Genomic DNA, 21,965 nt, shown 5'->3' with positions numbered 1-21,965 from the left:
TCGCGCTATCCTATGAATATAGGTTGCGGGAGACGAAATCGGTGCGTCGCGTCAAACGCGGGTCAGCCGGGAAAGAGACGGCGCAGGCGACGGAATAGCCCGCAGGGCGGAGGTAACTTAACCGCCGTGCGTGCCTGTGCGCCGCACGCGCAGTTGCGCCGTGTCAGCCACGGGCGGAAACACGTTCCAGTAACCGTCGTGTTGGAAGAAGAACAGCGCGTGCGAACCCGTCGGTAGCCAGGTCTCCACGCACACGTAGCGGGCTCTGCCTGAGCGGGTACGACCGAACGCGGTCACGTGCACTGGCGTGGTAGGGGTGAGCCATTTATCCACTTGGTATCGCAGTGACTGCGCGTTTACGTCTTTCATCTGCTGCTCCCGTACACCGGTACTTTCGCAACCCATTCCCGCCAGATACAGCGAAAATGCCAACCAAGAACCGGGTGCCTCGATGTTCGACGCCATTTTCCCGCGCCGCATCGAGAGCTTCAACAACCACTTTAACCATAGCGCCAAAAGCAAGCAACGGCGTATGCTTCAGCAAGATAGCAACAAAAGAAGAGCAGCCCAAAAGCGCGTTCGGCGACTTTGGACGACGATTGCTGGTGCGCTGCACCACACAGTTGTTTGGCCTTAGTCGGCCAGCCTGGAATGTTCCCCCGATAGACGGACATACGTCTCTCACGGAGAACACAAAGGCCTGCGCTCCAACACGTAAAGGCATCAAACGAGTGGGAGGCACGCATGGGACAAGTCGACTTCAGCACATTCGAGCACCAAGGCTGGGAGAGGGTCGCGCAGCCCTATCACACGTATTTCGGTGATTTGACCACCCAGTCGAACCCTGCGATGCTCGAGGCGCTTCGCATTGGTCGTGGCACGCGCTTTCTCGACGTCGCATCCGGGCCTGGCTACCTCGCCGCTGCAGCCGCGCGCCGTGGTGCGGAGGTCGCTGGCGTGGATTTCTCGGTCGCGATGGTGGAAAAGGCACGCCGCGTCTTTCCGGAACTCGAGTTCCGCGTAGGCGACGCGGAGGATTTGCCCTTTCCCGACGAAAGCTTCGGCGCAGTGGGTATCAGTTTCGGAATGTCGCATTTTCAGCACCCTGAACGTGCGCTCGCGGAGGCGTTTCGCGTGCTGCAACCTGGCGGCAGTATTGCCTTTACGGTCTTGGCGACGCCGGACAAGGCAGTTGGCTTCGCTATGGTGTTAAAGGCAATCGAGGAGCACGGGACGACCGATGTGCCAGAGCCGCCGGGACCGTCCTTCTTTCGCTTCAGCGACTGGCAGGAGTCGAGGCGCGCGTTGCTGGACGCCGGGTTCGTCCAACCGGACGTACGCGAAGTGGACCAGACACTGGTGCTTCGTGCGCCGGATACTCCGTTTCACGCGCTCATGCGCGGTGGCGTCCGAGTTGCCGCGATGCTAAACGCCCAGGCGCCGGCCGCGCTGGCGTTGATTGAACGGGCCGTCGCGCACGACGCCGAAGCGTATCGGAACGATGCGGGGGAACTGCGGGTTCCCATGCCCTGCGTCCTGGCTTCCGCACTCAAGGCCTAGTGGGGCGCTCGCTTATGCGAGCGGGTCAGTACGTCCGCGTGGGAGTTCGCCCGCCCCAAAGTTATCCACGCGGAATCAGGCCATGGACGCTTGGTCAGCCCGTTAACTATCACGTGGGCAGACTGGGGACGCCTGGCAACATGTACAGAGTGTGGGTGTTGGCTTTCTGCGCACTGGGTGGCGCCGAGGCAGGCAGCCCAACGGACGCGAAACCTTGCAAGGCGATACGGGCCCAGCGAAGCCGACAGTATCTTCAACGTCTCCTCTTGTCGGGGAGAAGTCCAGTAACTGGAAACGGCACGTGTGCTTGATTACCGGCGGGCTCACCTTACCGACGCACGCGAGCGTCGGGTGCACCTATGCTTGACGGCGCCTTATAACTTAATGACAGTGACCGAGGTGGCGACACTGCCCTCACACGGCGGGAACTCCAGTGCGTCAGCGCAGAGGTGCCGACCGACCATGATGAAATCACTGAAGCATGCCTTGGCTGGATAGGTCTTCGAAGGCTGGCAATGGAAGGCACGCCGGATTTCTCGAAGTACATACCGTCGAGAGATAGTGCTATCCCGAAATGTGTCTGTCAGCCCGTTTCTAAAGATGGCCAGGAAGGGAGAACTGGGTATTGAAAAAAGCAAATGCCGCGTTAGCAAAATAGAATCACGCACGCGTTCGTTGCTCGATACACTGGACTCACGTCGACCTGCAGCGGCCCATTGGCGGGCAACGCCGATAAGTTGCTTGCGCTGTCGCGCTGACGTGTGCCTTACATATCGTCGTGAATGGGAGTCCGCCATCACAGCCGCTCGCCCACTACTCTTAATTCATCGCTAAAGCGTTCGCGATAAGCGGCGTTCCTTCGGAGAACCAGGATGTTCCGGCTCAGCAACTGGCTTTATGTTGGCAGCAATGCATACGACGAATACACGTTCGTGCCGTGGCTTGGCAAGAACGTCTATCGTCGGACCGTGGATTTGAGTAGTGTGACGTTGCTGTGATTTGCTTTGACGGCTGGAACAGTCAAGGTTCCCAACTCCCGCGACAAGTGCGGTTTCAGTTCTACTCGTGTCATCCCATCGCCTGATTTTCGCGGTGCGAGCAAAACAGCCGGCTTGGGGGTGCAAAGCTATGGAGCCCACGCAGCGGCGGATGCACCCGCCGCGACATTGGAGGTCGTTATGTTCGACGAATCGAAACTGCTGTCGCCGGATTTCCAACTCGAGCTTCAGAGTTGGACGGCCGCTTGGTACGACCAAGTAGTGAAAGCAGGCTTCATCCGCCCGCCCTTTCAGCCCGACGACGCGACCGTAAGTCGCCTTCACGGCTATTTCAACGTCGGCCTGTCGCCCACGGAAGCCGCTCAGGCGCTCTTCGGCCCGAAGCATTGAGGCGGCTCCTGCATTGCGCATCGCGGCGACAGTTGTGCTCGCACGTCCGCCCGAAGCTGACCGAACAGCGTCACGGTGGCTAAGCGTTCGGACACACCGTGAAGCTCGCTGCGACTACAGCCTCATAACAAGGCAAGGCAAACGAAGGGTAAACATCGCCTTGTGGCTGGTCGACTCAGGGTGCGCTACACCGTCTGGCCACAGGAGGTCCAAAATGAAACTAGACGTCAGCACGTTTCTGAGACTGCGCCGTCTCGCTCCGGTTCTCGATGACGTTCTCAACGCGCGCGAAGTCGAGCATGCAGACCAGGCGGTGGACCTGGATTCACTTGCTCAGTTATGCTCACAGTTGTTCGATACGTACCACTGCCAACACCCAGACGAGATTGCGCAAGCGCGCCTCGATGCCCTCGAGTCGCAGTAACACACTCCTTCGGGACTGGCGGCGGCTTCAGGTATCGCCGGTACAATCGAAGGACCTGTCGCTTTGACCTCAGAACATGACCGCACGCCCATGCGTACAAGACGACTTTCTGCAGGCGCTCGTAAAGGACAAGACCACCGTAAACGTGTTCCTCGTGAACGGCATCAGGCTGAGTGTGGTCAACTGGCCGGCTTTGACCAGTTTGCAGTTCTGCTGGAGTCTGGTCCAGGCGTGCAACCTGTTTTCAAAGATGCCATTTAGACCGTGATGCCGGTCAATGGCAGAGAACCGGCACGCGACCCGACCGAGGTGCCTGCAATAGAGGCTGAAACTGGTCACCGCACGGTCCGACGTTGCCGCGCGCTGGCGAGTTGGGTCCAGTTCAGCCACGGGCCCGGCTGTCGGGGAAGTGTTGAACACGAGCGCATCTCTGTTAGCGTTCAATGCGAACGCCCGTGGCCTCCGCCACCGCCCCAGTAATGGCCGCCGCCGCCCATACCACGCCCTGGGTATCCGTGCCCCCAGCCGCCATGACCGCCCCAACCGCCCCGATATGCATGGCCCCAATAGCCGTGGTGGCCCCAGTAGCCGTGCCGGCCCCCGCCGTAACAGCGCCCGCCCCAATAGCCGAAGCTCAGTGACACCGATGGTCCCCACCACGCGGGCCAGCCGTAGTACGGATACGCGACGGGGTAATACGCAGGCAAGGCGAAAACGGGCGCGGCTGGTGCGATATAGGTGTTCGTCGATGCAGTCGCATCTGACGCTGCCGCACCAGTCGCGGCTGCGTCGGGCATCGAGAAAGGATATTGCTGCTGCGGCGCTGCCGCCGGCACTTCGCCGTACGGAACGTAGCCGTAGGGCACGTAGTAGTAACAACCGGACAAAGCTGCGGACAGGACCACCACCGCAACGACGCCGGCCGCGCGCGACGTTGCATCCAGCGTTTTCATAACCAGCTCCGGGGTCTGATGCGACGCAAAACATGCGGCGCGCCTACAGTTAGCTTACTTCAGAAAACAGGATGCCAAGCGTCGCGGGGTTGATGCGCATCAGGTCGGGGCCGCCGGTAACGGTCGCGAAACGTCGGCCATTCATAAGTGGTCGTTTCGGGGTCGGGGCACACACTGGGGAAACGGTGCTCGTTCCTCGATTCGTCAGCGGGCGGCTCTGGCTCTGGCCCGTAGCTAATCTCGATGAGTTGCCGGTGATTTTGCTGGAAGGTACCGTGCAGTTTGCGCCGCTATCCGGCAATGATGGAGTACCCACTCCGCTGTGATGTGAAGCGACCGCGTTCCGGCTTCGCGAGGTTCCCCGATGACTGCTGGTACGACCCACCGAATCGGATTCACGCAGGGCCGAGCCTGTCGGCGGGCTTGCTACGATAGAGCGTGATGGGCTCCGCAGTCTCGTGCGGACAGTGTTCGACGATGTCAAAGGCCCCTGAAAGTATAAGGACGCGCTTGAGCTTGCTGACGCCATATGCCTGTGGACATAGGTCAGCGTCGAGCGAGCGGAGGAAGACCCCAGCACGGGCCAACGATGTCATGCCGTTCACGGGCTCGGTCTGGGATTCGGCCTCCTGGAGAACCCGAACGATGCGCGTGGTGGGCCAATTCGTCTCGCACGGGTCGGACAGGTCTCTATGCTCGACATGGGCAGGGAGCTGCTGCTTTAGTGCCGTGCAGACGGCTACCAACTCAGCGTCGTCCTTGAACTTTGCCTTGGCCAGCGATGCTGTCAGGCTGACACCTAGTGCATGGACCAGGTCTTGGAGCGGTTGCGCCTCGCGATGCTGCTCGTCGAGAACTTGTATCGCGGCACGGCAGCCGGCCACGGTCAACAGCGAGACGCCAGGCATCTCATGGAAATGGTGAACGAGCTGATTGCGCTGCTCGACCATGCGCTCGAGATACTGCGCCAGGGTGTCAGTGTCCGCCCTCGTCGACTCCTTGAGGCGTTCCACCAGCTTCCCTAGCGTTTGGCCCATAGTCTTGTCGCGAAACCTGGCGAAGGCATCGTCACCACTAGCGCTCCCTTTCGGGTGCATATACGGCAGCATGAACGTCAATCCCGATTCAATCTGCTGGAACAGCAGGATATTGCGACCGAGCCGAAACAGAACCGAATTCAGCAGCTCTGCGTGTTCGTTTGCCATGAAGGATTCCGCGAAAATGGAGTACCTATCATCGTACAGGCATGGGCTGAGGTGGCTACACCTCCCGAAATTTGGCCTCAAGTTATGGCGTCATTTCTGCTCCTGTGCCGTGCGCCCGCGTGGCTCAGCGCTGTGCAGTTGCCGCCGCCTTGCGCATGTACGCAGGCACATTCCAGCGCTCGGGGAGGGCGACAGCAGGTCGCTTGAAATCAAACGATTTGCTGCGCGCAAAATCTTGCTGAAACCACGCAACAATTTGCGAGAACTGGTTGCTAGGGTGCTTCATGGCGACCTCCAGTGGGTTGGTGAGCTCATTCTGGGGGCTCACTAGCTCACCACGTGAGCCTAACCCCACAGGCGCTGCCAACCTCAGCAGGCCGACTGCTTGTATCAAGAATACCCATCGGACCTGAGAATTCTCAAGCATCGCGAGAAACCTTGAGAAGTAGCGAGCCAGGGAGCAAAAACGGCGGCGGCCGGTATGCGTTCCGGAAACCTACAGTTTTCGGACAGATTGGGTGGTGATTCGCACACTTTTCGGACAACCGCCCGGACCCATGCTCCCAATCGCTCAGGATTCGGTCAAGACCAACGACGATTTGACTCTCGCCAGTTCAAAATCCGCTCACGTTGAGGTGCTATGGCCGTCCGAACAGCGCAGCACCCAGTGGGGGCGACGAACGCGTATACGCACTTGCTTACCGGTTCTTTGCATCATGCCCCCGTCAGACTGCCTCTTTCGTCCCGATTCTGCGGTGCCTAGAGCAGCGCCCGGTCGACCCTTGGTACATGGGGCGCAAGCTCCAGCAGCCTGGTGGCCTGCGCACCGATGAATTCCGCTACGCGCTGGACCAGCTCACGCTCGCCGTCCATGTAGAACGCCTCGCGCGCAAGCTCGGGCGCAATCCTGAGGGCGGCATTTGCCATGCGCTGCATCTCCCGCGCGAGCAGCGAGGGGCGCGTGCCCGTGCGGTGCGCGAAATCGGCGAGCGCGTACGCGGTGACGTTCTCGATACGGAATTCATCGCCATAGGCCATCGCCATCTCCTGTTCGACCGCCTCTCCATAGACATTCACCGAGACCAGGTCGTACATGGGAGTGGGCTGGATGCCCGCCTCGCCCACGAAATACGAGAAATTCTTGCCGTGTGCGTCGCTGTTGCCGATAAGCAGCTGCAGCAGCGCCCAGCGGACCATGTAGGTACGGGCCGCGGCCGGGTTGTCCAGGTGCGGCGTGAGCGAAAACAGTTTCTCGAAGCTCACCCCCTCCCGGATGTTGCGCACGTCGGGCGTATTGCCGAAGTTGCGTTCGTACTTGAACGTCACCGGAAGGTCGAGCGCCTGGCAGCCGTCGATGACGTGCCGGCGCAGGACCTTGAGCTCCTGCTGCGGGTTCTCCGGGGACCGCTCAACGACCCGGTCAAAGCGCTCGATAAGCAGAATCGGTTCCGGTGTACGGCGGAGCGCGACAGGCGCGACAGGCAGTCCCAGGCGCCGGGCAAACGTCATGCAGAAGTGCTCGTTGGCCACCATGAACGGAGTGTGCGCGTTACGCGTTTCGGGCTTCAGGATGTGCGTGGAGCTAAGCGAGCCGTCGACGAGGAAGAGGCGCTCATCTTCATCAACAAGCACCTGCAGCTTGTCCTGGTAGCCGGCCACGGACAGGCGCACCTTCCCGTCCCAGACCGGGAACGGAATGTTGTCGCGGTCGCGGATGCGCGCACTCAGCTCCTCATCACTGATTTCCCGCCTGATGGGTTCAAGCTCGCTAGCGATTGCAGGTTCGGCCTCCGCCGCCTGTGCCCCACTGGCGCCCTCGCCCCGCGGAGCCTCGGCGAGAAAGCTGAGTGCCCCGACGGGCTCCTTGCCGAGCATGCGCACCAGGCCGAAGATATTGTCCTTCGACATCTGGTACATCACCGACGCGATTTCGAGCGCGCGCCCCTCCGGCAGGAGGTTGGCCAGAAAACGGTGGACAACACCTGAGCGGGGCACCTCGCCGGACAGCGGAATGTGCGGCGACAGCGGGAACGCACCCTCACGGCCGGGCCATGCCTGCGCGTAGTGGAAGGTGTACTGGTCCTGCGCGGCATCGAAGCCAATATGCCCGACGTGTTCGGTGTTGGTCGCAACCAGCAGGCGGTGCTCCATCACGCCTCCTGTGACGGGCGCAGCACGCGCATCGCCTTGAGCGCCTCGTTCTTCGTCACGACGAGCATGCTCAGGCCGAGGCCTTCGAGCACCCTGAACAGCATGTCCAGATTGACGGGTTTGCCGTTTTCGAGCCGGGACAGTGCACTCTTGGACACTCCCAACTGGTCGGCGGCGTCCACGATGCCCAGTTCGCTTTGCGCACGCCGGTTGCGCACGAGCAGGCCCAGCTCGGCCATGTCGCGGGCCAGCGGGTCCGGCGCCGGGACGGGGCGCGTGACGGTACGGGCCATTTTTCCTACCTCACGGGAATTAAGGGTTGCGGACGGTCATCGCCCACATAATTACTCGAACGCGGGAATTATACGGGAAATCTGCAGTTGGACGCAATTATTCCCGTCAGCAGGGAAAATATGGCCGAGCGTCCCGGTACAGGCTTTAATTCCCGCGAAAAGGGAATAAAGCGTGCGCCCGACCGGAATGGATGATAATTCCCGCGTGGCGGGATATTCGTGAAACAGCCCGGACAGATGAGTATCGATACCCATCTGTCCATCGACGCCTTTCCGCGCACACGCGGCGCGCCCAAGGCATGTCGAGCAGTCAGGTTCGCGCATGCGCAATGCGCCGCGCCGGGGCGCGCGGCGCGCAAGCCCAAGCTCACCACGAGAAGATGAAGGCGCTCCTGAACCCGCTAGGGCCGTCCAGCAATCCAGCAAATTCGGAAATTTCCGAAACTGCGCGGCCCCGTAGCCCCCGGAGCGTCGCGCACGCGCATCCTGCTCGCGCGCGACTTGCGCACCGCGCATTCACTGGCGCCCGCTCAGGGCGTGACAGAACGCCGCCGCGCGGCGCGGCGCGCGCGGCATCGTGGAACGGGACCGCAGGGGGATGGGTGCGGACAGAATCTAACATCGTGTTAGATTGCGCGGCGCTGCATTGCGCCGCGCGCCTGCGTAACGTACGGACGCGCAAAGCCCGCCGAAGCGGGCCTCAAACTAACACGCGGTGTTAGATTGTGCCAGGCTTGGTTTGGCCCGACATACTGCACGGCGTGCGCTTCCGTAGGCAGTGGCGGCTCCCATCGCGCAAGTGCTCGCGCAGCTGCGCGGCGCGACGCGACCACCATGCGGCGCGCGCGTGCGCACTCGCGCGAGCGTCGTCTCGAGCCGGACGGGCGAGCACCGGATGTCGCTAATCCCCGCGCAGGTTGGGTGCGGGAACGAAATCCTATCTACTCGCAGGAACGCGGGTCGCTACCTGACCTTGCCATCTCGACGAACAGAGAGCTCCGCCGCACCCCACTTCCACGAGTGGGGACTCGCTTAAACGACCGGCACGAACCACTGACATGGCGCCCACTAGAAAGGAACGTCTGCGTCAGACAGGAAGCCGTTATTACTTCGCTGGCGGCTTGTATCGGCATGCCGGGAAGTTGGAGCATGCCCGGAACGGTCCGTAGCGGCCTTTACGCGTGATGAGCCGGCCCATGTTGCACGCTGGGCACTCCTGCTCCGTCGCGTCTTCTTCTCCTGTCGACGTCACGGTAACCGCTCCTTCGGAGACCAATTCCTGGAGAAACGAGGAACGGTCACCAACGACCGTAAACATTGCTACGGAACGACGGGCGCGGGTCAGCGCAACGTAGAAGAGGCGTCGTTCCTCCGCGAAGGGGTATGGGTCGGTGCCAGGCATTGCCAACGCCAGTACCGGGTCATCCTCTCGCGTATTGGGAAATCCGCGGCTGACCATGCCAGGGAGAATGACGTAGTCGGCTTCGGCTCCCTTCGAGCTGTGCATGGTGACAAACGACAATGCGATTTCTCTTCCGTAGCGCGCTTGCCAGCCAGACGGGAGTACGAATTTGTCCGCGTTGTACCGGCCGAGAATGAAGACGGTGATTTTTCCGTCGCGCGCACGGGGAACGCTTCCTTCCCGGATGCCACGATGCAGGTTCGCCAGATAATCGTCGATGGCCTTCCGGACTTGGAACCGAGTCTTGACCTGAAAGGCCTCCAGCACGGCGCCGGTAGCAGGCGTCGATGACCGGACGTTCTTTCTGATTTGCTGCGGGTTCTTCGTCACAAACCGGCTGGATACGTTGCAAAGCGTCTGAGGGCATCGGAACGTTTTTTCAAGCCGAAGTACCTGTGACTTGCCAAACCACTCAGCGAAGCCTGTCATCACCGAGACGTCGGCGCCAGCGAACCGGTTGATAGACTGCCAGTCGTCGCCCACGGCGAAGAAGTACCGGTGTTCAGGACGGTCCGGCGCGGTGGGTACATCGGTGGCCGCCGTCCCAAGTATCGTTCCGAACGTCATCCGGCGCGTGCCAAGCCGGGCATTCGCGAGAGCACGGCAGAGACGAGCCCGGGCGCGCGACGCGTCTTGGAATTCGTCCGCCATGACAAGCCCGTACGGTGAAATGTATCGACCGCTTTCAATATGCTCAGCCGCCTGATTCAGCATGTCCTCGAAGTCAATACCGTCCTCTTCCGCAAGGGCAGCGTTCCAGGCTTCGAGTATCGGCTCGACAAGGTCGAGAAACGTCCGGTAGGCAATGCCGAATTCGACGTGACCACCTACGTCGGAATTACAGCGCTGTTTGGCCCTGCTGAGTAAACTCGACGTGTGCATTCAGGGTTGCCGGAAGGTGACCCTGCGCTTAAGCCATAGGAAAATAAACGTCCTTCAGCAAACACCAATCACCTTAAGCGCTCGCATGCATCATTGCCGATTCCGGCACCCGACGTTGGACTCGCGCGAGTGGTTTACCCCTCTTGCCCCTGCGTCAAACCCTGTCGCGTAGCCGTTTTCGTGAGCGCAGCCTCCTCTGGAGGGGTACAGGTCGCCGTTTTTGCGTTCCTTCTGCACAAAACCCCTTGTTTTAGGGCCTCGCCCGTTGCGGACTCAAATGCGAATTGCTACGCTAGCGCCAGCCTGAGGATTTGGACCTTTGCGCATTGTCGGTGACTACGCAAAGGCAAGGACCCCGGGCCAACCTTTGACCAAAGACGAGGAATCTATGGCAACGAAAGCTGCAGCAAAGCCGGCTCCGAAGAAGGTGACGACTCCGGTCGAGAAAAAGGCGAAGGCGCCGACGGTAAAGAAGGCGGCGACTCCTGCCACGAAGAAGGCGGTCGCTGCCACGCCGCTGAAACCCATCAAGGATTCGTTCACGAAAGCTTCGCTTGCTACCCATCTTGCCGAGCGCGCAGGTGTCGAGCCGAAAGCGGCGAAGGCATTGATGGCCGCTCTGGAAGAAACAGTGCTCGCATCGGTCCACAAGAAGGGTGCGAAGGAGTTCACGCTGCCGGGTCTGCTGAAGGTTGTTGCTCAGGACGTGCCGGCAAAGAAGAAACGCTTCGGCAAGGACCCGTTCACGGGCGAAGAAAAATGGTTTGCCGCAAAGCCCGCTTCGGTGCGTCTGAAAGTGCGCCCGCTGAAGAAGCTGAAGGACGCAGCGGTCTAAACCAGACTGCCGGAAAGGGAGCCCCTCGCGACGGAAGTCTGAGGGGCTTTTTACTTTTTGTGCCTGGGGGCACGGCCAAAACATTCTGCAGATTCTTCGCAACGAGGCGTACATCGGCACCAATGTGTAGAATCCAACCCGAGACTGGGTATTTGCGGCTTGCTCAATGAGCGATATACGGATGGAAGCGCCCTGGTCGAGTTGCGCGCGGACCTTGTCACGGGTTGAGGGACCTATGAGTCAACGGGTCCCCTTGGCGTTACCTCTGGGAGAGGTCAAGGCTCTCCCTCCAATCAAGATGCTGGGCGCTCAAAGGCCAAAAATGAGCGACCGGTGCGCCGCGACACCAGCCGCAACGCCCGCCGCTGATGCGAACGTCGCATTGGTCCAGAAGGATGCCGCGTCGCCTGCCGCGAACACGCCTGGAACGCTAGTTTGTTTCCACTCGTCCACACGAATCGCCGGCCCCATAGGCCCGTCATCAAATTCGCATCCAAGTAGCTCGGCGAAGCTGCTCGCCATACGAGTCTGAGGAGCAACAAAGAGCGCGTCGATTGCGACCACCCGGTCATTGACGAGACGCACGCCTGTTATTGACGGCGCGTCGCCCAAGACCTCTGCGACGGGTACTCGCTCAATCTCCACATTCCTAACTTCAAGCAACGCCGCTTCCTCCTGGCTCGGCTCGGTGATGCCTTGAGTAAACCATGTCGTTGGCCCCCAATCTGAGACAAGCAGCGCCTGATGGACTGACAAAGAATGTGTTGCGAGCACGCCCAGCCTCCGGTCAGCAACCTCATACCCGTGGCAGTACGGGCAATGGAGGACGCTGACGCCCCAGCGCTCCTGCAGGCCGAGCAGGGAGGGCAGTTCGTCGCGCACACCTGTGGCAAGTATCAACCGGCTTCCGGTTACCGCGCGTCCATCGGCTAGCGTCACCTCGAAACGAGCATCGGCCTTTCGCGCAGAGAGCGCGTCGGTCGTCAGCACTTCCGCGGTTGGATAGACGGACAGTTGCGCGGTGGCCTCGCCAATGATTTCAGCGGGAGTCTTTCCGTCCTGGCTGAAGAAGCCGTGCGAGTGCGCGGCAAACCGGTTTCGGGGACGCCTGCCATCAACCACGAGAACCCGCCGTCTTGCCCGTGCGAGTTGCATAGCCGCCGATAATCCGGCGAAGCTGCCGCCAATCACGATAACGTCGAAGTGAGTGTTCAATTTTCTCTCCTTTGGGTCAACGACACACGGCCTCTGGCTCCCACTGTGCTGCTGACCGGTGCCCATCACGTAACAACATAGGTTGCATGATAGCCATGTGGTATGCTTTTACGCAACTTCATAAGTTATTTGAGACGGCTGAACCGAATGAGACCCGATAGCAGGATGTCCCGGACGTTGCACGCGCTGATGCATATGGAGTACGCCGATGGGCCCATGACGTCGGAGACGCTTGCATCGATGCTTCGCACTAACCCGGTTGTGGTGCGCAGGATGTTCAGTGGTTTGCGGGATTGCGGCTATGTGACCTCGGAAAAAGGCCACGGGGGCGGCTGGGTGCTCGCCAAACCCCTCGCGGAGATTACCCTGCTCGATGTGTATCGAGCCGTTGGCGAGCCGCCTCTATTTTCGAATCTTGTGGCTGTTGACCATCCAGAATGTCTGGTCGAACAGGCAGTGAACGCACATCTCTCCGCCACATTTAAGGAAGCGGAAAGCGCGATGCTGGCGAAATTTGAACAGGTTACTGTCGCGATGCTTGCCCACGGTTTTAAGGTCGCAATGAAGGATGGACGGAAAGGTCGCTAGTGCTACCAGCTCGCGCCCCTCGTTTCCGGGCCTATTTTCGAGCAAGTGTTTAGGAATGGCTCCGCGAGGAACAACAAGGTGAGTGTGGCGATGGGCACCCACCACCGCTCCGGCGGTGACGCCTGCTCCAGTCATGCCGGTTGCCGCAACGGCGACTGCGCCTGCTCGGACCGACAGCGCGTCGGCCGCGCAAACTACGGCATTCGCGCCGAGTTTCGACTGCAGCAAGGTCACAAGCGGTCCCGAGCGTCTGATTTGCGGTTCCCCGCAACTTTCCGCCCTCGATGTGGAACTGGGTCAGTCGTACAAGCGCCAGATGGAGCTACCCGCGTTGCCGTCTCCACGTCTGTGCTCAGATGGACGGCGTGCCTGGTCCGAGGCGTCAACCCCTCATCGGCGACACTCGCCCAGTTTCTCCCGGTGGTGCCGTGATAGAGCACTGCCGGAGGCTCCAGCTGGGCATATCCAAGGTCCACATCTACCGAGTGGCCTTGCGCCGCGCGTATTCGCTTGCCATCCGGTGAAAGCGAGAAGCGCTATTTATCGCTTGAGGCCGCGACCGCGAGAATTACGTCTCTGGCGATTGTTGGCAATGTCCTCAGTCGCATCGGCGCACCCACGTTACGCGCTACCGTCGCCACGCTTTCATGTCCTCGATGGTCACCCCTTTGCCCGGGGATTCCACGGTTCCCGCCAGCTCCAGAAGCGACTTCGATTTTGCCCGTACCAGGACGTTGCCATCGGGCATGACATGCCACACCAGCCGCGTGCCCGGCTTCATGCCTAACGCTTTCCTGACCACGGCGGGTACGGTGGTATGGTTTCTGGTTGTCAGCCGAGATTCAGCCATGAACTTCCCTTTGAATGTTCGGGTATGCTGACAAATTTCTTTCGGCAACAGCAAACGCATCGACCATTTCAGCAGGTACGTATGCGCCTTCTATGATGATTGGGTGGAGAGCCGCCGAGTTGATTTTGAGCGCCGCATGAAATTCGTTCAGATGTTGCTACGCACGGAGGTACCATTCGCCAGGGCCGTAAATCCTGTTCTGCGTATCGATGTCACGCTTGTAACCGAGTTCCTCTACAAAGCCCAGCGACCGCAGCATTTCGCGTACGCGCAAGAGGTCCTGTCTGTCTGTCCAGTCCCGCGTGTACACGCAAATAACGTGGCCATCACGGCCTATGCTGCGCAGAGCCGTCGATACCTTCGCAAACAAGAGCTTGTCGCATTCCACGGCGCCCTTAATTTTGCTCCACGCCAGGTCGACATCGGATGAAGGCACGAAGATGCACCATTTGCCTGTTGTCGGCCCCGAGAAAACAGTTCCACAGCTAGGGGATTTCCTCATCTGCCAGCTTCGACTGAGGTCTTCGGAGGGTCTCTCTGAGCTCCTAAATAGCAGTTCTTCACGACGCGATTGTTCGTTCATTTCTGTGTCCGGTTGCCAAGAATGGCTTTGGTTCGCTGAGCTCGTACGGTCATGACTTCGGCCCACGCTCATCGTGCTTCACTGAGTCAGGTATGTAGTCGGGACTACCGCGGTAAGCCACACGCCGTTATCCGAACACGTGAAACCGTATCCGTCGGCGTGCATTTGCGCGGCATCCACGATGAGTACCAATGGTGCACCGTGGCGAGCACCGACCCGCGTTGCCGTATCGACATCCGTGCTCAGATGGACTGCGTGCCTAGTTTGAGCCGTCAACCCTTCAATAGCGATACTCGTCCAGTTACTCCGAGCGGTGCCGTGATAGAGAACAGCCGGCGGCTCCTTTGCGACAAACTTCTATTGAGTGGCCCTGCGCCGCACGGATTCGCGTGCCATCCGGTGAAAGCGTGAATCGCTTTTTATCGCTCGTCGCGACGACAGCCTGTATGACGTCTTTGGTGATTGTCGGCAGCTTTTTCAGTCGCTTTGACGCACCCGTAGTGCGCGCAGCGCGTTCGATAGCGCGTATCAGTTCGTCGACAGATACCCAGCCTTGACTGTCGAGCCGAATGCCAATCATCTCGGGTTCGTGTCGCAAAATCTTCGAGAGAAGTCTGCTAACCGCGATGTGGTCGGCCGGCAGGTGTGTATCGGAATTCGGCATCGTTACCATGAGAAGGTACCCATCTCAGTGCCTCTTGCGTTGCCTCGCACGGCATTGCTCCAACTCTTTACTGAGAGCGTCTATCTCCGCTTGCATGCCAGCTGCTCTTCGAAGCAACTGGCCGACTTGGTACCAGTCTGCATACCCCATGTCTCCGTCCGCCAGAGCGAGTTCATGAATTTTGCGAAGAGCAATCTCCAGGTCGATTTGATTTTCGGAAGGCATGTCGCTTTCTCCAGTGAACGAAGGTTGAGGCTCGCGCGAAGAAACTGATGAGCGCCGGAACAGGATGCCTTCGTTCACGTAACGTTTCTTTATGCGTAACACGACCAAAGCGAGTACGACTCCGACCGCCGGCACGTACAGTAGCGGTAAGTTTCGGAGAACGATTTCCAGAATATCTTCCATGGCCTAGAAAGGTGTTGTGCTCAGCGCTTCGCGAATTCTGCAGCGGCCTTCAGTACGGGCTTGACTTTTTTAATCGCGAGAAATTGGAGCGGCGTGGAGCCACCAAGCGCCTCTGTCGGAGTGGTAAAAAAGTCCCATCTGTTCCAACCGGATGTATCACCTAGACTACGTATGACCTTCGCGAAGTCATTGTGATGAAGTATTGGGGAAATAAAGAACGCGGGGATGTACACCTCTCCTTCGAGCTCAACGCTAAAGGCTTTCCCTGAAGCGACGGATTTGCTCAGTTTCTTCTCTGTGACATCTGCCGCCCCAAGGTAGTCGCCCATACGCAGCAACTTTCCCTGACGCACGAGGTCGTAGCGCTCGGGGTTTGCGGACCCGCTCTGTATCAAATCCTCGTTTTCAGATGTTAGCAGTCTCGATTTACGCCTGAAGCGCTTGCGTAGTTTCTCGTCCTCGTCACGCATCGATGGGAGGTCTAGGTTCAGTATCGTCGATACGCCAATGACTTCCCATAGTCGATTCTTAAACATGCGCCCGAGTTCCTCGGCCGGGATGTCGAGAAGTGCCATGGCGCCTATAGGGTCAACCAAGACCGCAGCGACAACCGCACGATGAATCGCATGTTCTATCCGCGCGTGCCGCGCTGCTTCTGGCGAAGGAGTGTCTCGTCTTTGGCGAGAGGGCCGTGGCGTTGACACTCCTTTGGTCGTGATTGGATTCATGGCGTCAGGAGTTAGTTAGACACCGGTGTGGTTCTTGCGATACCAAAGAACACCGCACTTAGGGCTTTGAATTCATCTGCCGCGGCAAGCGCGCGCTGCATCTCATCGCGTTGCAGAAGTCTCAGCGGCGTGCGACCTCCAAGTGACTCTGATGGTGTCGTGAAGAATTTCCATTTGCTCCAACCGGTTGAGTCACCCAAGCGCCGTACGACCCTCGCAAAATCCCTGCGGTTAACTAGATTCGATAGGGCAAAAATTGGGTAATACTGGTCGGGCTCAAATTCCACGGTGAATACTCGGCAAGACGCAACGTCTTCGCTTAGTTTCTGCTCAGTGATGCCTGCGGCATTGCAGAAGTCCTCTGCAGGTAGCAGCCTTCCTTGTAGAACAAGGGAGTACCGCTCTATGTTCGCCGCAGAGACACTGGTCAAACCCGGAAATTCTGAAGCCCGGCGGTTGGTCAGGCGGCCTCGCTTCTCGTCTTCCTCACGAGTGGAGCTTAAGTCCAAGTTGGACAACGTAGCGGTGCCAATGATTTGGATGAGGTGTGCTTTAAAGAGGCGCCCGACTTCAGCGTCGGACAGGACAAGAAGCGCTTCAGCGCCTGTTGGGTCCGACAGCATCGCCGCAACGGCGGCATTGCGCATGACATGTCGCACATCAGTGCTCGTGTTACTTTCGGACCGCGGCATATCCATTCCTATGTGTTGCTACCTCAAACTTACCGGTGCAGGACAAAGTCGAACGTCCGCACCTAACGACAGGCCGGCCTTCCCGGATAAACTCGTTCTGCTGCCCGCCGCAGACTTCGAATCTCGCTTCGTACTCATCCGTTTCCGAAGCTCATTACGTTTACCAGCCGTGGCCTCTCAACGCGCCTACCGGATGCAACAGGCGAACACCGTCTTGTCTCTCCGTCGGTGGTCGAATACCAGTAGTGCACGACGTCCTTATCTTTGCCCTCTGCCTCCTGCCACAATCCGCTTACTTGACAGAGCGTGACGGAAGCGTCCGCTTCATTGCGAGCCAACAGGTGAACCGAAAAGGTTACATCACCAAGATGCAGTACCAGTTCAATCAGCGCTTCGGCACCGTCCACCACCCAACCGTCTGGGCTCGCGCAATCCGCACCACCTGACGAGGCGACGACAAAGAAGTTCAGCGTGAGGTCTGACCATCCAACGCAGCGCCACGGAAGAAGTGGCTGCATGAGCCTCTTCTTTATGGGATGTGGCTCTTCCCAACTACTGTCAGTAAAAAGCATGACACCGACCAATCAAATATCTAAAGGTTGAACTAAACGCGACATGCTCTTCGACGGCGCATGGGTTTAAACGACATGAGCGAACGCGAGCATCGGGCCCCTGTCACTACCAGCCGCCCGCATCTTCATCGTTAACGCCTTCAATTCTACGAATTACGTAGAGATTCGACAAGCGAATACTACGATATTCGTAGAATGACGAATAAACAACCCGCATCCTTCTTTGGTCGCCGGCTCCGAAGTGCGCGACGTCACGCGGATATTCCGCAAGACAAATTGGGGGTACAGATTGGGCTTGATGAACATACAGCAAGCGCACGAATTAGCCGTTACGAAACGGGTGTGCATGAACCGCCTTTCGAAATTGCGCTGAAGTTGGCCAAGGTGCTGCGCGTCCCAGCGGCGTATTTCTACTGCGAGGACGAGGACCTCGCGGAATTAGTGCTGGCTTGGGGCCGCTTATCAAAGCCGGAACGTAAGCATCTTAGAAAGCTGCTAGACACAAAGCTCGCTGAGGGTCTCGTTAGATAGGACCTCAACAAAAGAGCAGCTTCCGGATATGTGAACGTGCGTGAGCGACGGCGTTTCGGCACCTCCCCGTGTGCACAACTTCGCTGCCCACACCACAAGGGTGTGGACAGCCGCCTGTCGGCGGTGCCGAAGTTGCACACACTTGAGACTGACGCGCCGGCAAAGCCGGCTTGCCTCATTTAAAAAAGTGAAAGCAAAACCCTCAATCGGATTGACAACATCAAGGCTGCAAACGCTGTAGAAAGCTAACTTCCGGAATTCGACCGTCATGTGCTGGAAACGCTGCGTGAGCCGCTCGAAGCGGGCCGCATCACGATTTCTCGCGCGGCGTTGCAAGCGGATTTCCCCGCGGCCTGCCAATTGATAGCCGCCATGAATCCCTGTCCGTGCGGATGGCGCGGCGACCCCAACGGCCGTTGCCGTTGCACGCCGGAGGTTGCGGCGCGCTATCTGCGCAAGCTGTCTGGGCCGCTGCTCGACCGGATCGATATCCAGGTCGAGATTCCCGCGCTTGGCGCCGCAGAACTGTCCGCACGCAAGACAGCCACCGCAGAAGCGAGCGCGGCGATAGCGAAAAGGGTGCGCGCGGCGCGAGCGCGGCAACTGGCACGTCAGGGCAAAACCAATCACGAGCTGGGCGGGCGTGAAGTGGACGACGTTTGCCGCCCCGACGCAGCCGGTGAAGCCCTGTTGCGCGAAGCAGGCGAGCGCTTCGGATGGTCAGCGCGCGCTTACTACCGGGTCCTGAAGGTCGCCCGGACCATCGCCGACCTTGCAGGTGAAGCTGCGCCAAGTGCCGCGCAGATCGGCGAAGCGATCCAGTATCGACGGGCTTTGGGTTTCGTATAAGGCGAAAAAACCGCTGTCAAGACTTGACTTATGCACATTCGCGCGCTCCAGATAGATTTGGATACATCTGAAAGGCGCATGTGAGCTGATGCGAAAAAGGCTTTGATTTTATTGTGTTTTTTTGAATGACTCGCGCGCGGGCAAACTGACAGAATGCCCACGGGATGGGCATCTGCGGCAATTGGCACAGGGTTCTCAACAGAGTTATCCACAGCACTTGTGGGTAACTGGAAAACCTCCATGTAAACCAGCAATTAGCGCGCGAAGCTGCGAAGGAACTTTCACTGTGCCCAGCCAGACTTCGCGCGCCGGATCGGTCCAAGCCACCGCTGTCAATAAAGCTGGAACGACGAAAAAAACTGGTCGACCTGTTCCTGTGGAAGCGGCCTGGAAGCAATGATCGCCGCCTGATAGACATGCCGGCCTCGCGCCACGAGCCGTGCGTAGACCGTGCGCGCTTCGTGTTGCGAACCGGCTTCGCCGCTCAGTTTCATTTCCAGACCGAGCACCTTGCCGCCTGCGGCGAGCGGAATTTGTACTGTGTGCGCATCGGGCGCGGCGCCCACGTTGCGGGCAAGGCCGGTGCGCAAGAATTCGAGCGCGGCGCGTTGGGTCTCCTGATCGTCGTTCGGCAGCATCACTGTGCCAACCGCGAACACGGCGTCGCCGGCTTCGGCCGTCTGCATCGCCATTTGCATCGGCGTGCCGCCGATCTGCACCGAGCGCTGATCGTTGCCGGGTTTGGCCGGCAAGTCGACGGTATAGCCGCTGTCGTTGTTCATGATGGTGCGCCAGTCGAAGGTCGGCGAACACGCTGCCAGCGCGCCGGCCAACGCCAGCGCGCAGACCGCGGCGCCAAGCGCCGCGCGCGCACGCTGCGAGCGCGGCGCTGAAGCGACTGGGCGGCCAGCCATCATGTGCTGGCCAGAGGGACGGCTATCGGAACGGCAAAGCGGACGGCGGACGAGAAAACGAAAGGCAGTTCGGAGCATGGAACAGAAGATCGGACCGACGAGAACGGAAACTTCCATTATCCGCTCCCGCCCCGCGTCCTGCCGCGCCCCCTGATTGGGGCTACAATAGCGGCACCAAGCAATTCGGGCTTAAAACCCAAACCGACGCACTGTCCCGCGCGTTTTGCGCGACTCTCGAGGTTCCGTTCATGAGCTCCACCCCGTCCACCGCCGCCCGCCGCGCGAGTCCGCTTCGTTACATCATCATGGCGGTCGTAGCCGCCGCGATCGCGATTGCCGGCTATTTCGCCTTTGCCGGCCAGCAACGCGTGCCTGATGCGACCTTCACCTTGCTGTCCGGCCAGAAACTCTCGACCGCCGATCTGAAGGGCAAGGTCTACCTCGTCAACTTCTGGGCGACCAGCTGCGACACCTGCATGAAGGAAATGCCGCAGATGGTCCAGACCTATAACCGCTTCAAGGGCAAAGGGCTGGAATTCGTCGCGGTCGCAATGAACTACGACGCGCCGATGTACGTGACGAACTACACGCAAACGCGCCAGTTGCCGTTCAAGGTTGCCATGGACGACGGCTCGGCCGCCAGGCAGTTCGGCAACGTCCAGCTCACGCCGACGACCTTCGTGGTCGACAAGGACGGCAAGATTCTCAAGCGCTATGTCGGCGAGCCGCAATTCGCGGAACTCGACCAGCTGTTGGAAAAAGCGCTGAACGCAGCCTGACTGTGTGGCGCTTCCCGATCCGGATCGATCCGGATTGATCCAGAAGCGCCGGCGCGCATCGCCTCGCCGCCGGCGCTTCAAACCCTCACCGCTCCCCTTCCCCCTTGGCCGCCAGGCCATATCGCTTGATCTTCTCGTAAAGCGTCGCTTTCCCAAGCTGCAACTTGTCTGCCGCGACCGCGACCGCACCGCCGGCCTGCTCCAACGCCTCCGCGATCACCGCCCGCTCGAATTGCTCGACACGTTCTTTGAGCGGTTGCGTCGCGGCATCGTCGTTGGCGAACGACATCACGGGATCGTCGGCGATGCCGAGCACGAAGCGGTCGGCGGCATTGCGCAGCTCCCGCACATTGCCCGGCCAGTCGCGCTGCATCAGACTCGCGCGCTGCCGGTCGGTGAGAATCGGCGCTGGACGCTGGTAACGCACCGCTGCGTCCAGCAGGAAGTGTTCGAATAGCGGCACGATGTCCTCGCGCCGCTCGCCTAACGGCGGCAGCGCGATCGTCACCACATTCAGCCGATACAGCAAGTCGCGCCGGAACGAGCCGTCCGCGACATGTTCGGCCATATCGCCCTTCGCGGCGGCGACCACGCGGCAATTCACGCGAATCGGCTGATTCGAGCCGAGCCGTTCCAGCACGCCGTCTTGCAGAACACGCAGCAGCTTGACCTGCAACGCGAGCGGCATGCTCTCGATTTCGTCGAGAAACAAGGTGCCGCCCGACGCGTGTTCGAGCTTGCCGATCCGCCGTTTTGCCGCGCCCGTGAACGCACCCGGTTCGTAGCCGAACATTTCCGACTCGAACATCGGCTCCGGCAGCGCACCGCAATTGACCGCGATAAACGGCTTGTCACGACGCGGCGACAGTTCGTGCAGGCTGCGCGCAATCAACTCTTTGCCCGCGCCGGTGTCGCCGTTGATCAGCACCGACGCATCGGTCGGCGCAACGTTCGCAATCAGCCGCCGCACCTGTTCGATCGCCGGACTGCGGCCGATGATGCGCGGCGCCACCGTGTTCTGTTCCGCCAGTTCACGGCGCAGCGCGAGGTTTTCCAGCACCAGCGTGCGGCGCTCCAAAGCCCGTCGCACGGTCTCGATCAAACGCTCGGAGGCGAACGGCTTCTCGATGAAGTCATACGCGCCGTCGCGCATGGCCTGCACGGCCATCGAAATGTCGCCGTGGCCGGTGACCAGAATCACCGGCACGTCCGGCGCCCGCTCATGGCATTGCGCGAGCAGATCGAGACCGCTCGCGCCCGGCAAGCGGATATCGCTGACGATCACGCCGGAGAAATCCGCGCTGATCATCCTGGCCGCGGATTCCGCCGACGCATGGCCGATCACGTCGAAGCCCGCCAGTTGCATGCCCTGCACGCTGGCGCGGCGCACCAGTTCGTCGTCCTCGATATACAGCACTTGCAAGCCGTGATTCAGCATG

General features: G+C 59.8%; 26 protein-coding genes and 2 pseudogenes. 9 read left to right on the top strand and 19 right to left on the bottom strand.

Going from position 1 to position 21,965, the window contains the following annotated elements; genetic code table 11:
* Window positions 1-117 precede the first annotated feature (117 nt).
* Window positions 118-369, bottom strand: a complete 252-nt coding sequence (locus tag SB772_RS07195) for a hypothetical protein (protein WP_410832577.1) — start codon at window positions 367-369, stop codon at window positions 118-120.
* Window positions 370-744: 375 nt separating this feature from the next.
* On the opposite strand from SB772_RS07195, the gene SB772_RS07190 reads away from it, so the two are divergent.
* From SB772_RS07190 to SB772_RS07175, 4 genes are all read left to right on the top strand, one after another.
* Window positions 745-1,560 carry a class I SAM-dependent methyltransferase gene (locus SB772_RS07190; RefSeq protein WP_410832576.1) on the top strand — a complete coding sequence of 272 codons (816 nt, stop codon included), beginning with the start codon at window positions 745-747 and terminating at the stop codon, window positions 1,558-1,560.
* 872 nt (window positions 1,561-2,432) lie between these two features.
* Entirely contained in the window at window positions 2,433-2,558 is a 126-nt protein-coding gene (locus SB772_RS07185) for a hypothetical protein (protein WP_410832575.1), read from the top strand.
* A 180-nt stretch (window positions 2,559-2,738) separates the two neighbouring features.
* Window positions 2,739-2,948: a hypothetical protein gene (locus SB772_RS07180; protein WP_410832574.1), complete on the top strand. Its 210-nt coding sequence runs from the start codon at window positions 2,739-2,741 to the stop codon at window positions 2,946-2,948.
* Window positions 2,949-3,162: 214 nt separating this feature from the next.
* Window positions 3,163-3,372: a hypothetical protein gene (locus SB772_RS07175; protein WP_410832573.1), complete on the top strand. Its 210-nt coding sequence runs from the start codon at window positions 3,163-3,165 to the stop codon at window positions 3,370-3,372.
* A gap of 440 nt (window positions 3,373-3,812) precedes the next feature.
* On the opposite strand, the gene SB772_RS07170 is transcribed toward SB772_RS07175, so the two are convergent.
* From SB772_RS07170 to SB772_RS07145, 6 genes are all read right to left on the bottom strand, one after another.
* Window positions 3,813-4,325 carry a hypothetical protein gene (locus tag SB772_RS07170; protein WP_410832572.1) on the bottom strand — a complete coding sequence of 171 codons (513 nt, stop codon included), beginning with the start codon at window positions 4,323-4,325 and terminating at the stop codon, window positions 3,813-3,815.
* A gap of 395 nt (window positions 4,326-4,720) precedes the next feature.
* On the bottom strand, window positions 4,721-5,530 hold the full coding sequence (locus SB772_RS07165; protein ID WP_410832571.1) for a hypothetical protein: 810 nt from the start codon (window positions 5,528-5,530) through the stop codon (window positions 4,721-4,723).
* 124 nt (window positions 5,531-5,654) lie between these two features.
* Entirely contained in the window at window positions 5,655-5,816 is a 162-nt protein-coding gene (locus tag SB772_RS07160; RefSeq protein ID WP_410832570.1) for a hypothetical protein, read from the bottom strand.
* Between the two features lie 473 nt (window positions 5,817-6,289).
* Window positions 6,290-7,681, bottom strand: a complete 1,392-nt coding sequence (locus SB772_RS07155) for a HipA domain-containing protein (RefSeq protein ID WP_410832569.1) — start codon at window positions 7,679-7,681, stop codon at window positions 6,290-6,292.
* Window positions 7,681-7,974, bottom strand: coding sequence for a helix-turn-helix domain-containing protein (locus tag SB772_RS07150; protein ID WP_410832568.1), 294 nt, complete (start codon window positions 7,972-7,974; stop codon window positions 7,681-7,683). The genes SB772_RS07155 and SB772_RS07150 overlap by 1 nt, the downstream gene beginning before the upstream one ends.
* A gap of 1,105 nt (window positions 7,975-9,079) precedes the next feature.
* Window positions 9,080-10,318: a 3'-5' exonuclease gene (locus SB772_RS07145; protein ID WP_410832567.1), complete on the bottom strand. Its 1,239-nt coding sequence runs from the start codon at window positions 10,316-10,318 to the stop codon at window positions 9,080-9,082.
* Between the two features lie 388 nt (window positions 10,319-10,706).
* Between SB772_RS07145 and SB772_RS07140 the strand changes: the two genes are divergently transcribed.
* Window positions 10,707-11,153 (top strand): HU family DNA-binding protein, encoded by a 447-nt coding sequence (locus SB772_RS07140; protein WP_367840578.1) that lies wholly within the window; start codon window positions 10,707-10,709, stop codon window positions 11,151-11,153.
* 309 nt (window positions 11,154-11,462) lie between these two features.
* Here SB772_RS07140 and SB772_RS07135 read toward each other — a convergent pair whose 3' ends face one another.
* Window positions 11,463-12,368 (bottom strand): NAD(P)/FAD-dependent oxidoreductase, encoded by a 906-nt coding sequence (locus tag SB772_RS07135; RefSeq protein ID WP_410832566.1) that lies wholly within the window; start codon window positions 12,366-12,368, stop codon window positions 11,463-11,465.
* Window positions 12,369-12,515: 147 nt separating this feature from the next.
* On the opposite strand from SB772_RS07135, the gene SB772_RS07130 reads away from it, so the two are divergent.
* Window positions 12,516-12,956, top strand: a complete 441-nt coding sequence (locus SB772_RS07130) for an Rrf2 family transcriptional regulator (RefSeq protein WP_410832565.1) — start codon at window positions 12,516-12,518, stop codon at window positions 12,954-12,956.
* A gap of 230 nt (window positions 12,957-13,186) precedes the next feature.
* Here the strand turns inward: SB772_RS07130 and SB772_RS07125 are convergent.
* From SB772_RS07125 to SB772_RS07085, 9 genes and pseudogenes are all read right to left on the bottom strand, one after another.
* Window positions 13,187-13,480, bottom strand: a pseudogene (locus SB772_RS07125) (RNA 2'-phosphotransferase); the annotation flags it as partial.
* A 104-nt stretch (window positions 13,481-13,584) separates the two neighbouring features.
* Window positions 13,585-13,866, bottom strand: a complete 282-nt coding sequence (locus SB772_RS07120) for an AbrB/MazE/SpoVT family DNA-binding domain-containing protein (protein ID WP_410832564.1) — start codon at window positions 13,864-13,866, stop codon at window positions 13,585-13,587.
* 97 nt (window positions 13,867-13,963) lie between these two features.
* Window positions 13,964-14,389 (bottom strand): putative phosphothreonine lyase domain-containg protein, encoded by a 426-nt coding sequence (locus SB772_RS07115; protein ID WP_410832563.1) that lies wholly within the window; start codon window positions 14,387-14,389, stop codon window positions 13,964-13,966.
* A gap of 78 nt (window positions 14,390-14,467) precedes the next feature.
* Window positions 14,468-14,674, bottom strand: a complete 207-nt coding sequence (locus SB772_RS07110; protein ID WP_410832642.1) for an RNA 2'-phosphotransferase — start codon at window positions 14,672-14,674, stop codon at window positions 14,468-14,470.
* 16 nt (window positions 14,675-14,690) lie between these two features.
* Entirely contained in the window at window positions 14,691-14,969 is a 279-nt protein-coding gene (locus tag SB772_RS07105; protein WP_410832641.1) for an RNA 2'-phosphotransferase, read from the bottom strand.
* Window positions 14,970-15,077: 108 nt separating this feature from the next.
* Window positions 15,078-15,356 (bottom strand): hypothetical protein, encoded by a 279-nt coding sequence (locus tag SB772_RS07100; protein WP_410832562.1) that lies wholly within the window; start codon window positions 15,354-15,356, stop codon window positions 15,078-15,080.
* A 125-nt stretch (window positions 15,357-15,481) separates the two neighbouring features.
* Window positions 15,482-16,036 (bottom strand): hypothetical protein, encoded by a 555-nt coding sequence (locus SB772_RS07095; RefSeq protein WP_410832561.1) that lies wholly within the window; start codon window positions 16,034-16,036, stop codon window positions 15,482-15,484.
* 164 nt (window positions 16,037-16,200) lie between these two features.
* Window positions 16,201-16,836, bottom strand: coding sequence for a hypothetical protein (locus SB772_RS07090; RefSeq protein ID WP_410832560.1), 636 nt, complete (start codon window positions 16,834-16,836; stop codon window positions 16,201-16,203).
* Window positions 16,837-17,015: 179 nt separating this feature from the next.
* Window positions 17,016-17,399 carry a hypothetical protein gene (locus SB772_RS07085; RefSeq protein ID WP_410832559.1) on the bottom strand — a complete coding sequence of 128 codons (384 nt, stop codon included), beginning with the start codon at window positions 17,397-17,399 and terminating at the stop codon, window positions 17,016-17,018.
* Window positions 17,400-17,648: 249 nt separating this feature from the next.
* On the opposite strand from SB772_RS07085, the gene SB772_RS07080 reads away from it, so the two are divergent.
* Together SB772_RS07080 and SB772_RS07075 are read left to right on the top strand one after the other, a co-directional pair.
* Window positions 17,649-17,984, top strand: coding sequence for a helix-turn-helix domain-containing protein (locus SB772_RS07080; protein WP_410832558.1), 336 nt, complete (start codon window positions 17,649-17,651; stop codon window positions 17,982-17,984).
* Between the two features lie 249 nt (window positions 17,985-18,233).
* Window positions 18,234-18,833 (top strand): annotated as a pseudogene (locus SB772_RS07075) (ATP-binding protein); the annotation flags it as partial.
* 332 nt (window positions 18,834-19,165) lie between these two features.
* Here the strand turns inward: SB772_RS07075 and SB772_RS07070 are convergent.
* Entirely contained in the window at window positions 19,166-19,864 is a 699-nt protein-coding gene (locus tag SB772_RS07070; protein WP_410832557.1) for a hypothetical protein, read from the bottom strand.
* Between the two features lie 131 nt (window positions 19,865-19,995).
* Here SB772_RS07070 and SB772_RS07065 point away from each other — a divergent pair, with 131 nt between their 5' ends.
* On the top strand, window positions 19,996-20,526 hold the full coding sequence (locus SB772_RS07065) for a TlpA disulfide reductase family protein (protein ID WP_410832556.1): 531 nt from the start codon (window positions 19,996-19,998) through the stop codon (window positions 20,524-20,526).
* Window positions 20,527-20,611: 85 nt separating this feature from the next.
* Here the strand turns inward: SB772_RS07065 and SB772_RS07060 are convergent, their stop codons facing one another.
* The gene (locus SB772_RS07060) at window positions 20,612-21,964 is read right to left on the bottom strand and encodes a sigma-54-dependent transcriptional regulator (protein ID WP_410832555.1); all 1,353 of its coding nucleotides are present in this window, start codon (window positions 21,962-21,964) and stop codon (window positions 20,612-20,614) included.
* Window position 21,965 lies beyond the last annotated feature (1 nt).

Origin of the sequence: Paraburkholderia sp. SIMBA_030, from assembly GCF_046535245.1 — a bacterium.
Lineage (GTDB): Bacteria > Pseudomonadota > Gammaproteobacteria > Burkholderiales > Burkholderiaceae > Paraburkholderia.
The sequence above is the reverse complement of the archived record's forward strand: the minus strand, read 5'-3'. Positions and strand labels throughout refer to the sequence as shown.